Origin of the sequence: Magnetospirillum sp. LM-5 (assembly GCF_902729445.1) — a bacterium.
Lineage (GTDB): Bacteria > Pseudomonadota > Alphaproteobacteria > Rhodospirillales > Magnetospirillaceae > Magnetospirillum.
This window is the reverse complement of the sequence record NZ_CACVCE010000023.1, coordinates 249,592-262,538: the sequence shown is the minus strand read 5'-3', so window position 1 is coordinate 262,538 and position 12,947 is coordinate 249,592. Positions and strand designations below refer to the sequence as shown.

At 68.3% G+C, this 12,947-nt stretch carries 13 protein-coding genes; 6 read left to right on the top strand and 7 right to left on the bottom strand.

What is annotated here, in order from left to right; genetic code table 11:
* Nucleotides 1–65: 65 nt before the first annotated feature.
* The gene (locus tag MTBLM5_RS10820; RefSeq protein ID WP_173976122.1) at nucleotides 66–827 is read right to left on the bottom strand and encodes an ABC transporter substrate-binding protein; all 762 of its coding nucleotides are present in this window, start codon (nucleotides 825–827) and stop codon (nucleotides 66–68) included.
* 112 nt (nucleotides 828–939) lie between these two features.
* On the opposite strand from MTBLM5_RS10820, the gene addA reads away from it, so the two are divergent.
* Nucleotides 940–4,395, top strand: coding sequence for a double-strand break repair helicase AddA (addA, locus tag MTBLM5_RS10815; protein ID WP_173976121.1), 3,456 nt, complete (start codon nucleotides 940–942; stop codon nucleotides 4,393–4,395).
* A gap of 38 nt (nucleotides 4,396–4,433) precedes the next feature.
* On the opposite strand, the gene MTBLM5_RS10810 is transcribed toward addA, so the two are convergent.
* Together MTBLM5_RS10810 and cobA are read right to left on the bottom strand one after the other, a co-directional pair.
* Nucleotides 4,434–5,195 (bottom strand): CbiX/SirB N-terminal domain-containing protein, encoded by a 762-nt coding sequence (locus MTBLM5_RS10810; protein WP_173976120.1) that lies wholly within the window; start codon nucleotides 5,193–5,195, stop codon nucleotides 4,434–4,436.
* Entirely contained in the window at nucleotides 5,192–5,944 is a 753-nt protein-coding gene (cobA, locus tag MTBLM5_RS10805) for a uroporphyrinogen-III C-methyltransferase (RefSeq protein WP_254430992.1), read from the bottom strand. The genes MTBLM5_RS10810 and cobA overlap by 4 nt, the downstream gene beginning before the upstream one ends.
* Before the next feature lie 137 nt (nucleotides 5,945–6,081).
* Between cobA and MTBLM5_RS10800 the strand changes: the two genes are divergently transcribed.
* Entirely contained in the window at nucleotides 6,082–7,095 is a 1,014-nt protein-coding gene (locus tag MTBLM5_RS10800; protein ID WP_173976118.1) for an ion transporter, read from the top strand.
* Here MTBLM5_RS10800 and MTBLM5_RS10795 read toward each other — a convergent pair whose 3' ends face one another.
* Nucleotides 7,096–7,677, bottom strand: a complete 582-nt coding sequence (locus tag MTBLM5_RS10795) for a gamma-glutamylcyclotransferase (protein WP_173976117.1) — start codon at nucleotides 7,675–7,677, stop codon at nucleotides 7,096–7,098.
* Between MTBLM5_RS10795 and MTBLM5_RS10790 the strand changes: the two genes are divergently transcribed.
* Nucleotides 7,676–8,665 carry a DUF2125 domain-containing protein gene (locus tag MTBLM5_RS10790; protein WP_173976116.1) on the top strand — a complete coding sequence of 330 codons (990 nt, stop codon included), beginning with the start codon at nucleotides 7,676–7,678 and terminating at the stop codon, nucleotides 8,663–8,665. The genes MTBLM5_RS10795 and MTBLM5_RS10790 overlap by 2 nt on opposite strands.
* A 6-nt stretch (nucleotides 8,666–8,671) precedes the next feature.
* A complete protein-coding gene (locus MTBLM5_RS10785; RefSeq protein ID WP_173976115.1) occupies nucleotides 8,672–9,853 on the top strand; it encodes an alanine--glyoxylate aminotransferase family protein in 1,182 nt (393 codons plus the stop codon).
* Here MTBLM5_RS10785 and MTBLM5_RS10780 read toward each other — a convergent pair.
* The 3 genes from MTBLM5_RS10780 to MTBLM5_RS10770 are packed head-to-tail and all read right to left on the bottom strand — an operon-like array spanning nucleotide 9,842 to nucleotide 11,009.
* A complete protein-coding gene (locus MTBLM5_RS10780; RefSeq protein ID WP_173976114.1) occupies nucleotides 9,842–10,171 on the bottom strand; it encodes an accessory factor UbiK family protein in 330 nt (109 codons plus the stop codon). The two genes, MTBLM5_RS10785 and MTBLM5_RS10780, sit on opposite strands and share 12 nt — an antisense overlap.
* A gap of 60 nt (nucleotides 10,172–10,231) precedes the next feature.
* Nucleotides 10,232–10,768 carry an RNA polymerase sigma factor gene (locus MTBLM5_RS10775; RefSeq protein ID WP_173976113.1) on the bottom strand — a complete coding sequence of 179 codons (537 nt, stop codon included), beginning with the start codon at nucleotides 10,766–10,768 and terminating at the stop codon, nucleotides 10,232–10,234.
* Nucleotides 10,761–11,009 (bottom strand): carboxymuconolactone decarboxylase family protein, encoded by a 249-nt coding sequence (locus MTBLM5_RS10770; protein WP_173976112.1) that lies wholly within the window; start codon nucleotides 11,007–11,009, stop codon nucleotides 10,761–10,763. Before MTBLM5_RS10770 ends, MTBLM5_RS10775 begins: the two co-directional genes overlap by 8 nt.
* A 147-nt stretch (nucleotides 11,010–11,156) precedes the next feature.
* On the opposite strand from MTBLM5_RS10770, the gene rfaD reads away from it, so the two are divergent.
* Nucleotides 11,157–12,143, top strand: a complete 987-nt coding sequence (gene rfaD / locus MTBLM5_RS10765; protein WP_173976111.1) for an ADP-glyceromanno-heptose 6-epimerase — start codon at nucleotides 11,157–11,159, stop codon at nucleotides 12,141–12,143.
* The gene (gene lgt, locus MTBLM5_RS10760) at nucleotides 12,140–12,946 is read left to right on the top strand and encodes a prolipoprotein diacylglyceryl transferase (RefSeq protein ID WP_173976110.1); all 807 of its coding nucleotides are present in this window, start codon (nucleotides 12,140–12,142) and stop codon (nucleotides 12,944–12,946) included. Before rfaD ends, lgt begins: the two co-directional genes overlap by 4 nt.
* Nucleotide 12,947 lies beyond the last annotated feature (1 nt).

Below are 12,947 nucleotides of genomic sequence, written 5' to 3'. Positions count from 1 at the left end.
GGGGTCAAGCCCGGCAATGACCATCAAGAAAAGCTGATCCGGATTTTATGCTCGGCGCTCCAGCCCTATTTCGGCAGGGCGGCGGTCAAGGTCCGGTCGTAATTGTCCATGATCCGCTGGTATTCGCCACTGTCCCTCAAGCGCTTCAAACCGCGATTGAAGGCGTCGCGCAAGGCCTCGTCGCGGAAGGCGACCCGGTAGTCGGTGGGCGGGAACAACGGGTGGAAGCGCAAGGGCTGGGTGACATCGACCTTCTGGCGGACTTCCGGCGACGACGCGAACCAGTTGAAGATGAAACGGTCGGCCACCACCACCTCGGTCCGGCCGTGGAACAGCAGGATCGGCTGAACCACCTGCTTGGCCTCTTCCCGGTAATTGGGATTGGCCTTGGCCATCGCCTCGAATTCCGGCCCCAGATAGCGCGAGGCCTCCTGGAACGCCACCACCGAGCGCCCGGCCAGGTCGCCGATCTTCCTAAGCTCCAGGTTGCTGGACCTTAGGGTGATGGCGAAATTCTGATACTGGATGTGCGGCTCGGAATAGAATTCCTTGGCCCCGGCCCGGACCTGGACCGGCATCGCCGCATCGACCGCACCGTGCTCCAGATCCTTGGCGACGCGGGCCAGATAGGTCGGCTGCGGAACGATGGTGTGACCTTCAAGCTCCAGCGCGCGACGGACGATGTCGTATTCCATGCCGCGCCACTCGTCGGCGATCACATAGGGCGGCAGGAACAACCCGACCGCCACCCGGACCTCGGCGGCGCCAAGGGTGCCCGCGGCCCACTGGGTCGCCAGCCCCACCGCCAGGAACCACGCCGACCTCATCCATCTGTAAGACATCGTCTTCCCCCACGCCATTGGCCGCCATTATCGCGCCCGCAGCCGTCAATGGAAAGGCTGCTGCCTCCGTATTGTTCACAGGTTATAGTTGGGGGCCATGACCACCCCATCCACCGCCCTGCTTGACGATGCCACCACCCGCCAACGCCTGGCCGCCGACCCGGCTTCGTCGGTGTGGGTGGCGGCCAGCGCCGGCACCGGCAAGACCAAGGTGCTGACCGACCGGGTGCTGAGCCTGCTGCTGGCCGGCACCCCGCCCGCCTGCATCCTGTGCCTGACCTTCACCAAGGCGGCGGCCGCCGAGATGAGCATCCGCATCAACGGCCGGCTGGCCGGCTGGGCCACCGCCGCCGATGCCCAGCTGGCCCGAGACCTGGTCACCCTGCTGGGCCGCGACGCCACCGAGATCGAGCAGACCCGGGCGCGGCGATTGTTCGCCGCCGTGCTGGACGCGCCGGGCGGCATGCATATCGAAACCATCCACGCCTTTTGCCAATCGCTGCTGCGCCGCTTCCCGCTGGAAGCCGGCCTGGCGCCGCATTTCCAGGTGATGGACGAACGAGATGCCGGCGAATTGCTGGAAGATTCCAAGGACGAGGTGCTGACCCAGGCCCGCGACGGCGCCGATCCGGCCCTGGCCGAGGCACTGGGCGCGGTGACCCGCTTGGTGCACGAAACCGCCTTTCCCGAATTGATGGCCGAACTGGCCGGTGATCGCGGCCGCCTGCGCCGGCTGATCGATCGCCATGGCGGCCTGGTCGGCTTGAAGGATGCCTTGTGGTCGGCCCTGGGCCTGGAAACCACCGACAGCGCCGACGCGGTCATCCGGGCCGCCACCGCCGACCATGCCTTCGACCGCGCTGCCCTGGTCCACGCCGCCCAGGCCCTGCTGAACGGGTCCGACGCCGATGCCCGCAAGGGCGAGACCATGGCCGCCTGGCTGGCCGCGCCCGAGCGCCGAGCCGATGCGCTGGACGAGTGGGTCCGGGTGTTCCTGACCAATGACGGCACCATCCGCAAGTCGCTGGCGACCAAGAAGGTGCTGGCGGTCCCGGGTGTCGAGGCTGTCCTCGCCACCGAGGCCGAACGGGTCCTGCGGCTGACCGATCGTCTGAAGTCGGTCCGGGTCGGCCAGGCCACCTTAGCGCTTCTGACCCTAGGCCAAGCGCTGCTGGCCGGTTACGAGACCCGCAAGCGCGCCCGCGCGGTGATGGATTACGACGACCTGATCCTGGCCGCCCGCGACCTGTTGGCCCATCCCGGGGTGGCGCCGTGGGTGCTTTACAAGCTGGACGGCGGCATCGACCACGTCTTGATCGACGAGGCCCAGGACACCAACCCCGACCAATGGGCGGTGGTGGAACGCCTGACCGCCGAATTCTTCGCCGGCCGCGGCAGCCGCGAGTTGGTGCGCACCATCTTCGCCGTCGGCGACGTCAAGCAATCGATCTACAGCTTCCAGCGCGCCGACCCGGCCGCCTTCGATTCCATGCGCCGGCTGTTCGCCGAACATGTGCCCGCCGCCGGCCAGGATTGGGCGGAAATCCCCTTGAACCTGTCGTTCCGCTCGACGTCAGCGGTGCTGGACGCGGTCGATGCGGTGTTCACCGGCCCGGCCCGCGACGGCGTGCTCGAGCCCGAGCAAGGCGACGACCAGCGCCACATCGCCTTCCGCCAGGGCCAGGCCGGCCTGGTCGAGCTGTGGCCGCCGGTCAGCCCGCGCGCCGTCGATGATCCGCCGCCGTGGAAGCCGCCGATCGAGCGCATCAAGGGCGATTCGCCCAGCACCCGTCTGGCCCGGTTGGTGGCCGGCCGCATTGCCGCCATGGTCGGGGGCGAGATGCTGGAAAGCCAGGGGCGCCCGATCCGGGCCGGCGACGTCATGGTGCTGCTGCGCCGGCGCGGCGGCTTCGTCGAGGATCTGGTGCGCGAGTTGAAGGCGCTGGCGGTGCCGGTGGCCGGCGCCGACCGCATGGTGCTGACCGAGCAATTGGCGGTGATGGATTTGATGGCGCTGGGCGCGGTGTTGCTGCTGCCCGAGGACGATTTGACACTGGCCACCGTTCTGAAAGGCCCCCTGGTCGGCCTGACCGAGGAGCAATTGTTCGAGCTGGCGTGGAATCGCGGCCCGGTCCCGCTGTGGGAGGCGTTGCAGCGGCGCGCCGGCTTCGACCGGACAGCCGCCGCCGCGCTGGATTATCTGACCGGCCTGATGGCCCTGACCGACCGGCTGGGGCCGGCCGACCTGTTCGCCCACATCCTGGGGCCCAAGGGCGGCAAGCGGGCGCTGCTGGCCCGGCTGGGCCCCGACGCCGCCGACCCCATCGACGAATTCGTCAACCTGACCCTGGCCTTCGAGCGCGGCCACCCGCCCAGCCTGCAAGGGTTCCTGCGCTGGCTGGAACAAGGCGCCGTCGAGATCAAGCGCGACCTGGAACAAGGCGGACGCGACGCGGTGCGAATCATGACCGTGCACGGCTCGAAGGGCCTGCAGGCCCCCATCGTCTTCCTGCCCGACACCTTGCAGATGCCGACCAAGGGGCCGCGCCTGCTGTGGAGCGGTCCGCCCGAGCAGGAAATGCTGCTGTGGCCGCCCAGCGCCGAATCCGACGATTCCATGTGCGCCGCCGCGCGCGCCGCCCGCAAGCTGGCGGCCGAACGGGAATATCGCCGCCTGCTCTATGTGGCGATGACCCGGGCCGAGGATCGCTTGATCGTCTGCGGCTGGGAAACCAAGCGCCAAGCCCCGGCGGCATGCTGGTACAAGCTGGTCAAGGCCGGACTGGAACCGTTGGCCGAACCGGTCGAGGATTCCTTCCTGGCCGCCGCCGCCGAGACCGAGACCGCCACCATCCTGCGGCTGACCTGCCCGCAGACGGCCCCGCCCGACCGCAAGGCCATGTCGCTGGACGCGCAAGGCTTGGCGCACCTGCCGGAACCGTCATGGCTGCGGCTTTCGCCGCCGCCCGAGCCGGCCCCGCCGCGCCCGCTGGCGCCGTCGGCCCCCGAGGGCGAGGAACCGCCGGTCCGCTCGCCACTGGGCGGCGCCGACGGCAATGCCCGCTTCCAGCGCGGCCGGTTGATCCATCGCCTGCTGGAATTATTGCCCGAAATCCCGCGCGAGGGCCGGGCCAAGGCCGCCATCCGCTTCCTGAACAAGTCGGGCATCCGCGATTCGGGCCAGGCCCTGACCATCGCCGGCGAAGTCGCCGACATCCTGGACCACCCCCGCTTCGCGCCCCTGTTCGCGCCCGGCAGCCGCGCCGAGGTGCCCATCGTCGGCCTGGTCGGCGACAACCGGGCGATTTCCGGCCGGGTCGATCGTCTGGTGGTCACCGCCGACGAGGTGCTGGTGGTCGATTACAAGACCAACCGCCGCCCGCCAGCGGCCGGCGATCCGATTCCGGCTATTTACGTCAAGCAGATGGCCGCCTATCGGCTGGCGTTGGCCTGCATCTATCCCGGCAAACGCATCCGCTGCGCCCTGGTGTGGACCGATGGGCCGCGCCTGGTGGAAATCGATGCCGCCCATATGGATGATGCGCTGGGTTGAGCCCGCGCGGCGATTGAGCGAGCCCGGCTACGGGCGCGTCACGCCAAAGCCGCCGTCGCCATTTCGGCGATGATGTCGATCAGGTCGGGTTCCGCCCCCAGGCCCGAGGCCAGGCGGACGATGCGGCCGTGGCTTTCGACCGGGCCGGTCTGGCCCGACACCAGACCGAACAAGGGCGGGATGTCCTGGCTGGCGTGCATGCCTTGCGCCACCAGCAGCGGCAGGGCGACCACCTGGCGGCCGGCCACCAGATCGGGCCAGTCGGCGGCGAACGGGGCTTGTTCCAGAAAGGCCAGCGCCACCTCGGCGAAGCGGTTGGTCCGGGTGATGGCGGCGGCGATGGCCCTGGGCGTGTCGCCCGCCCCACCCGGCCGCGACGACCCATGCGCGATCAGCAGCAGACTGGTGTCGCCCCCCTGCAGGCCGGCCGCTTCGGCCACCGCCAGGGCACGCGCCGCCATCAGATCGGGAATGCGGGGATGGCCGCCGGCCGGCTCGGTCAGGCGCAGCACCCGCCCGCCCTTGCGGGTCACCGGCCCGTCCAGTCCCAACGCCCTGGGGATCAGCGTGTCGGTGTAATAGCCCTTGCCGGCGAACACCGGGACGATCACCACGTCGGACGCGGTCAGGCGATCGAGGGCGCCGTCCAGCCCGGGGTCCTGCTTCATGAAGGCGGCCTGGACATCGGACCACGCGCCGCGTTGTCGCAGCGCCCGGGCCAGCGCCAGGATGGGCGCCGCACTGTCCGGATGGCGCGCCGAGCCGTGCCCGACCAGCAAAATGGCCGGGCCGGGGCTCATTGCCGGGCTCCGAACCAGTCGAGCTGCCCGGCCAGGCCGACGACGCGGCCGATGACGATCAGGGTCGGCGCCTTCATCTTGGCCTCGAGGGTCAGGCGCGGCAGACTGCCGATAGTGCCGACAATGGTGCGCTGGCGCGGCGTGGTGCCGTTCTCGATCGCCGCCGCCGGCATGTCCGAGGCCAAGCCGGCGCTCATCAGCTCGTCGGCGATATGGTCCAGGCTGTTGAGACCCATATAGATGACCAGGGTGCAGTCGGGATCGGCCAGCTTGGCCCAGTCGTAATCCAAGGGCTTGCCGTCCTTGGTGTGGCCGGGCAGCAGCCGCACCCCTTGCGCCAGGCCGCGATGGGTCAGCGGAATGCCGGCATAGGTGGCACAGCCCGAAGCCGACGAAATGCCCGGCACCACCTCGAAGGCGATGCCTTCACGCGCCAGCACCTCGGCCTCTTCCGAGCCGCGACCGAACACGAAGGGGTCGCCGCCCTTCAGGCGGACCACCTCGCGCCCCTCGCCGGCCAGGCTGACCAGCAGGGCGTTGATCTCGTCTTGCACCAGATGGTGGTTCGACATCTGCTTGCCGGCATAGATGCATTCGGCCGATTCAGGGATCAGGGCCATGATCTCGGGGCTGACCAAACGGTCGAACACCACCGTCTTGGCCGATTGGATCAACCGCAACGCCTTGACCGTCAGCAGGTCGGGGTCGCCGGGACCGGCTCCGACCAGAAAAACCTTGCCTGCCGGCATCCCCGTCTCCGTCATATCATTTTTTTCTAATTTAGCGGCGGTCCCAGCCAAAGAGCCAGAACTTTCGTCACCGGCTGAACTTGGCATGTTTCCACGGCGATTGCGAGGCCCGGCCCGCCCGGCTATTTTGATGCGTCATGCCCGCCACCATCAACCCGCACCCGCGTCCGCGCGTCCAGCACCACCGCCCCCGCCATGCCCGCACGGCGCGGCGCACGGTCTATCACATGCTGGGCGGCGAAGGCCACGACGACCGCCTGGTCAAGGTGATCGACTGGTTCCTGATCGTGATGATCGTGCTGAACGTCATCGCCGTGGTGCTGGAATCCATGGAGCACCTGGCCATCGCCCATGGTCCGGCCTTCCACGTCTTCGATCTGTTTTCGGTAGCGGTGTTCTCGGTCGAGTACCTTTTGCGCCTGTGGACGGCGGTCGAAATGGACGAGCCGCGCTATCGCCATCCGGTATGGGGACGGCTGCGCTGGATGGTGTCGCCGATGGCCATCGTCGATCTGCTGAGCGTCCTGCCCTTCTATCTGGGCATGTTCGTCGAGATGGACCTTCGGGCCATCCGCGTGCTGCGCGTGCTCCGGGTGTTCAAGCTGGGCCGCTATTCCATGGCCATCAACGTCATGGTGGCGGTGGCGCGCCAGGAAGCCCGCGCCATCGGCGCCGTGCTGTTCGTGATCGCGGTGGTGCTGGTCTTCACCTCGGCCCTGATGTACCTGTTCGAGCACCGCGCCCAACCCCATGTCTTCGCCGACATCCCCACCTCGATGTGGTGGAGCGTGGTGACGCTGACCACCTTGGGCTATGGCGACATGGTGCCGATCACGCCCCTGGGCCGGCTGCTGGGCGGCCTGACCGCCGTGCTGGGTATCGGCATGATCGCGCTTCCGACCGGTGTGCTGGCCTCGGGCTTTTCCGAGCAGATGCGCATGCGCCGCGAGGAATATCGCGAGGCGGTCGAGCGCGCCCTGGAAGACGGCGCCATCACCAAGCGCGAACGCCGCCTGCTCGACGACACCCGCCTGCGCCTGGGCCTGTCGGAGGAAGAGGCCTCGCTGGTGCTGGAAGACGCCGTGCGTCACCCCCATCCCTGTCCCCATTGCGGCAAGACCATCCACGGACATTCAGACTCCGAGGCTTGATCATTCCCCCACCAGGCGCAGCAGGCGGTGCATGGCCGTCCGGTGGATGCCCAGGCGATCCAGATGCTCGACGGTGGCGGCCAGATAGTCGCGAGCCCGCCCGCCCTTGCCCTCGCCCTGGCGCACCAGCCGCACCGCCTCGGATTGCGGGCCGGACCAATATTGTCCATGGTCGCGATCGACCACATAGGCATAGGCCGGCACCCGGCGGCCGTCGGACAATCGCACCGGCAGGAAGCGCGGCAGATAGACCCCGGTCACCAATTCGCGGGCATCCAGCATCTCCTTGACCGCCGGCCAATCGACGCCTGCGACCTTCAGCGCCCGGCCGACGCACGAGCCGCCGCGATCGAGCCCCAGCACCAGGCCGGGGCATTGTTCGGTGCCGCGATAGATGGTCGACAGCACACACATCGCCCGGTGCCAGCCGGCCAGCCGGGCCGGGCGGATTTCCGCCGGGCGGAAGTCGGGCCGCCACATCAGCGAGCCGTAGGCGAACACCCACACGTCCGGATCGCCTTGCGTCGAGCCGGCGGGCGGAGTAGACGAATCACTCGCCCCGTTGGCGTTGGATGAAGTCATGACCCTGCGTCGCCCGTTGCCGATCCTGGTTGCCGCCCTGACCGTCCTGGCGGCGGCCTATTCGGCCTATTGGTTCCATGTCGCGGGTACCTTGCGCAAGGGGCTGGATGAATGGGCGGCACGCGTCGGCGCCCAATGGGAAAGCGCCGAGACCTCGGGCTTCCCGTTCCGCCTGGCCCTGACCCTGACGGCGCCGCGCCTGAGCGTCAACGGCATCGGCTGGCAGGCCGATGCGGTCAACGCCCAGGCCTCGCCGTTCGACCTGACCCGGATCACCGTCAGCGCGCCCGGCCACCATCGCCTGACCTCGCCCCATGGCGAGCTCGAGTTGGCGGCCGAGACCCTGACCGCCCTGGTGCGCCTGGACCTGGCCGGCCGGCTCGAGGATGTCGCGGTGACCGGCGACGGCATCGCCACCGCCGGCTGGCAGGCCGGGCGGATCGAGCTGTCGGCGACACCACTCGCGCCCGCCATCATCGACCACCAGACCTCCACATTCCAGGCGCGCCTTGCCGTGCGCGAGCTGACCCTGGCCGACGAGGTGCCGGCCTTCCTGGGCCGCACCATCGGCTCGGTCGACCTGGCCGCCCAGTGGAAGGGCGCCCTTCCCGTCGATGCCCGGCCGCGTTCGCTGAAGGATTGGGCGGCGTCGGGCGGCACCGTCGAGCTGACCCGGTTGGCGATCGAATGGGGCAAGCTGGCCCTGGACGGCGAGGGCACCCTAGCCCTGGACCCGGCCGGCCAGCCGCTGGCGGCACTTTCGACCCGGGTGCGCGGCCTGCCGGTGCTGCTGGACCAGTTGGCCGAAGCAGGGCTGATCCAGCCCGACGCCGCCAACACCATGAAATTCCTGCTGATGATGCTGTCCAAACCCGACGCGCAGGGCCGCCCGGCCATCAACGCCCCGGTCACGCTGCAAGACGGCGCTGTCTTTCTGGGGCCGGCGCTGTTGACCCGTATCCCGCCGATCATCTGGCCCGAGGAGTAACCCGCCATGAATTCCGCCTCGTTCCATCCGCCCAAGCGCCTGTTGATGGGCCCCGGCCCGTCCGACCTGCATCCGCGCGTGCTGGCGGCCATGGCCCAGCCGACCATCGGCCATCTCGACCCCGCCTTCATCGGCCTGATGGACGACATCAAGCGCCGGCTGCAAGCGGCTTTCGGCACCGCCAACGAGCTGACCATGCCGATTTCCGGCCCCGGCTCGGCCGGCATGGAGGCCTGCTTCGTCAATCTGGTCGAACCGGGCGACGTGGTGGTGGTGTGCGTCAACGGCGTGTTCGGCGGCCGCATGAAGGAAAATGTCGAGCGCATGGGCGGTCACGCCGTGCTGGTCGAGGATTCCTGGGGCTCGCCCGTCGATCCGGCCAAGGTGGCCGCGGCGCTGGCCGCCCATCCCGGCGCCAAGGCCCTGGCCTTCGTCCATGCCGAGACCTCGACCGGCGTGCAGTCGGACGCCGCCGCCCTGTGCGCCCTGGCGGCCAAGCACGGCGCGCTGTCCATCGTCGATACCGTGACCTCGCTGGGCGGCATTCCGGTGGCGGTCGATGCATGGGGCGCCGACGCGGTTTATTCCGGCACCCAGAAATGCCTGTCCTGCGCGCCCGGCCTGTCTCCCATCACCTTTTCGGCCAAGGCCGTCGAGGCGGTCAAGGCGCGCAAATCCAAGTGCCCCAGTTGGTTCCTGGATTTCAGCCTGCTGCTGGGATATTGGGGCGGCGGCGCCAAGCGGGCCTATCACCACACCGCGCCGGTCAACGCCCTGTACGGCCTGCACGAGAGCCTGGTGCTGCTGGAGGAAGAAGGGCTGGAGACGTCCTGGGAGCGCCACGCGCTGCAGCACCGCGCCCTGGTGGCCGGGCTGGAAGCCATGGGCCTGACCCTGCCGGTCGCCCCCGCCCATCGTTTGCCGCAACTGAACGCCGTCACTGTCCCTGACGGCATCGACGAGGCGGCGGTGCGGGCGCAATTGCTGTCCCGCTTCGGACTGGAAATCGGCGCCGGTCTGGGCGCCCTGGCCGGCAAGGTGTGGCGCATCGGCCTGATGGGCCAAAGTGCCTCGCCCGCCCATGTCATGGCCTGCCTGACCGGCCTGGAAACCGTGCTGGCCGAAATGCAGGCCCCCATCGCCACCGGCCGGGCGACAGGCGCCGCCAGCGCGGTCCTATTCGGCTGACGGCTTGGCCGCTTTGGCCTTGGCGGGGGCCTTGGCGGGGGCTTTGGGCTTCGCCGGGGCCTTGGGGGCCAGGGCGGCCAATTGGGCTTCCAGCGCCTCGACCCGCTTTTGCAGGCCATCCTGCTCGGCGCGGGCCTTGATGGCCATGTCGCGCACCACCTCGAACTCTTCGCGCGGCACCATGTCGGCGCCGGACATGAAGCGTTCCATCTGCTGGCGCATCATCGCTTCCATCTCGGCGCGCAGGCCGGAAAGCGCGCTCATGGCGCCGCCAGCCATGCGGGCGAGGTCGTCGAAGAAGGGGTTCTGGGTCTGCATGATCGGACTCGCGAATGTTCGGGAAAGCTTTGCCCATTATGGGCGAGCCGGGGCCAAACCTCAATCGCGCTCGCACCGCTCGCAGGGCACGGGATCGGCGAAGTCGAGACGGCAATCGGCTTCAAGGCTGGCCTTCAGCGCCGCCAGGCCGCGATGCAGGATCACCCGGGCGTTGGCCGGACTGCACTCCAGCAGCGCCGCGATCTCGGCGTGACCAAGACCGGCGAAATGGTGGGCCAGCACCGCCTGGCGCGCCCGTTCCGGCAGGCGGGCGATGTGGGACAGGATGCAGGCCGACATTTCCGCTTCCAGCAGGCTCTCTTCGACCCGGTCGTCCGAGGCCAATTCCTCGGCCTGATCCAGCCCCGCCAGCACCGGACGGCGCGCCTGCGTCCGCCAATGGTCGCGCGCCAGGTTCAGGGCGATGGCAGTGAGCCAGGTGGCGGGCCGGGCCTCGCCGCGCCAGCCTTGGCCTGCCCGCGTCGCCCGCAACAGGGCTTCCTGGGTCAGATCCTCGGCCAGGGCCTCGTCCTTCAGCAGACGGACGAGGACGCCGCGCACCGTGGCCCGGTGCGCGGCGAAACATTCGTCAGCCACAGCCGCAACCGCCCTTGGCGCCATGCCCGCCCGTATCCTTGCCGAAAAGCTCGTCAGCATAGCACTTGGTCTTGGCCGCCGCACCGCGATTGACCATCTGGCCGACCTCGACGGCCTCCTTGACCTCGGCCCGGTCCAGGCCCAGCCGGTCGCACGCCGCCAGGTGATGCTGCATGCAGGGATGGCAGTTGACGGCGGCCGAGGCCCCCATGGCGATCAGTTCACGCATGTTCTCGTTCATCGTTGTTTCTCCGGTTGAATGTTTGCCTTCCCTGCTTTGACGTCGGCCGCGCCGGTTTCGTTACACCTGAAGCCCTGCGGCTTGCCCCGCATGGCGACGCGGCCTATAAACAGCTCTCGACTGACAGCTGAGCGCGAGGGGATTGCCATGATCGTCGTCACCGGAGGAGCCGGCTTCATCGGCTCGAACATCCTGGCTGCTCTGGAAGCCCGCGATGCCGGCAAGCTGGTGGTGTGCGACCGTCTGCGCGCCAACGACAAGTGGAAGAACGTCGCCAAGCGCGAACTTGCCGACATCGTTCATCCCGAACAATTGTTCGACTTCCTGGAAGCCAACCGCAAGCACGTCCAGGTGATCTTCCACATGGGCGCCATCTCGGCCACCACCGAGACCGACGCCGACAAGATCGCCGCCAACAATTTCTCGCTCAGCCTGGCGCTGTGGAAGTGGTGCGCGCTGTCCAACGTGCGCTTCATCTACGCCTCGTCGGCGGCGACCTATGGCGACGGCACGCAAGGCTTCGACGACGATTGGTCGATCGAGCACCTGGCCACCTTGCAGCCCATGAACGCCTATGGCTGGTCGAAGCACCTGTTCGACCGCCGCGTCGCCCGCAAGCTCGCCACCGGCTCGCGCAAGCCGCCGCAATTCGTCGGCCTCAAGTTCTTCAACGTCTACGGCCCCAACGAGTACCACAAGGGCGGCCAGCAAAGCGTGGTGTCGCAGATCTATCCGCACGCCAAGGCCGACGCCGCCTATCAGCTGTTCCGCTCGCACAATCCGAACTACAAGGATGGCGGCCAGATGCGCGACTTCATCTGGATCGACGATTGCGTCGACGTGATGATGTGGATGCTGGACAACCCGAATGTCAGCGGCATCTTCAATGTCGGCACGGGCAAGGCTCGCACCTTCAAGGATCTGGCCAGCGCCGTCTATCACGCGCTGGGCAAGGAACCCAAGATCAAGTTCCAGGACACGCCGGTCGCCATCCGCGACAAGTACCAGTACTTCACCCAGGCCAACATGGATCGCCTGCGCGCCGCCGGCTATCACAAGCCCTTCACCAGCCTGGAGGACGGCGTCACCAAGTACGTGCGCGACTATCTCGACCAGGCCGATCGGTACAAGTGATGTTCGCCATCGCCTTCCCGGCCATCGACCCGATCGCCATCGAATTCGGCCCGATCGCCATCCGCTGGTACGCCCTGGCCTATATCGCCGGACTGATGCTGGGCTGGCATTACGTCAAGTTCCTGTGCGCGCGGCCGCCGCACGCCATGCGCGACACCGACGTCGATGACTTCCTGGTGTGGGCGACGCTGGGCGTGGTGCTGGGTGGCCGGTTGGGATATGTGGCGTTCTACAAGCCGCTTTACTATCTGGCCCACCCGGCCGAGATCGTCATGGTCTGGCATGGTGGCATGGCCTTCCACGGCGGCGCCCTGGGGGTGATCCTGGCCATCATCTTGTTTTCCCATCGGCGCAAGCTGGACCTGTTCGCCGTCGGCGATGCCGTCTGCTGCGCGGTGCCGATCGGATTGTTCTTCGGCCGCATCGCCAATTTCATCAATGGCGAGCTGTTCGGCCGCGTCGCCCCCGACGTGCCGTGGGCCATGGTATTCCCGGCCGGCGGCCCCGAGCCGCGCCATCCCAGCCAATTGTACCAGGCCGGCCTGGAAGGCCTGGCCCTGGTGGTGGTGCTGGGCCTGATGTGGCGGGTGCCGGCCATCCGCAACCGCAAGGGCACCATCGCCGGCACCTTCCTGATCGGCTATAGCGTCGCCCGGGTCATCGGCGAACTGTTCCGCCAGCCCGACGCCCATCTGGGTTTCCTGGTCGGCGGCGCCACCATGGGCCAATTGCTGTCGGTGCCGCTGTTCGCCGCCGGCGGCCTGGTGATCTGGTGGGCCGGCAAGCGCCGTCCCCGCGTCTGAC

Coding starts and splice junctions, on each gene's coding strand:
- MTBLM5_RS10820 (WP_173976122.1), bottom strand. CDS start 827: ATGAGGTCGGCGTGGTTCCTGGCGGTGGGGCTGGCGACCCAGTGGGCC.
- addA (WP_173976121.1), top strand. CDS start 940: ATGACCACCCCATCCACCGCCCTGCTTGACGATGCCACCACCCGCCAA.
- MTBLM5_RS10810 (WP_173976120.1), bottom strand. CDS start 5,195: ATGAGCCCCGGCCCGGCCATTTTGCTGGTCGGGCACGGCTCGGCGCGC.
- cobA (WP_254430992.1), bottom strand. CDS start 5,944: ATGCCGGCAGGCAAGGTTTTTCTGGTCGGAGCCGGTCCCGGCGACCCC.
- MTBLM5_RS10800 (WP_173976118.1), top strand. CDS start 6,082: ATGCCCGCCACCATCAACCCGCACCCGCGTCCGCGCGTCCAGCACCAC.
- MTBLM5_RS10790 (WP_173976116.1), top strand. CDS start 7,676: ATGACCCTGCGTCGCCCGTTGCCGATCCTGGTTGCCGCCCTGACCGTC.
- MTBLM5_RS10795 (WP_173976117.1), bottom strand. CDS start 7,677: ATGACTTCATCCAACGCCAACGGGGCGAGTGATTCGTCTACTCCGCCC.
- MTBLM5_RS10785 (WP_173976115.1), top strand. CDS start 8,672: ATGAATTCCGCCTCGTTCCATCCGCCCAAGCGCCTGTTGATGGGCCCC.
- MTBLM5_RS10780 (WP_173976114.1), bottom strand. CDS start 10,171: ATGCAGACCCAGAACCCCTTCTTCGACGACCTCGCCCGCATGGCTGGC.
- MTBLM5_RS10770 (WP_173976112.1), bottom strand. CDS start 11,009: ATGAACGAGAACATGCGTGAACTGATCGCCATGGGGGCCTCGGCCGCC.
- rfaD (WP_173976111.1), top strand. CDS start 11,157: ATGATCGTCGTCACCGGAGGAGCCGGCTTCATCGGCTCGAACATCCTG.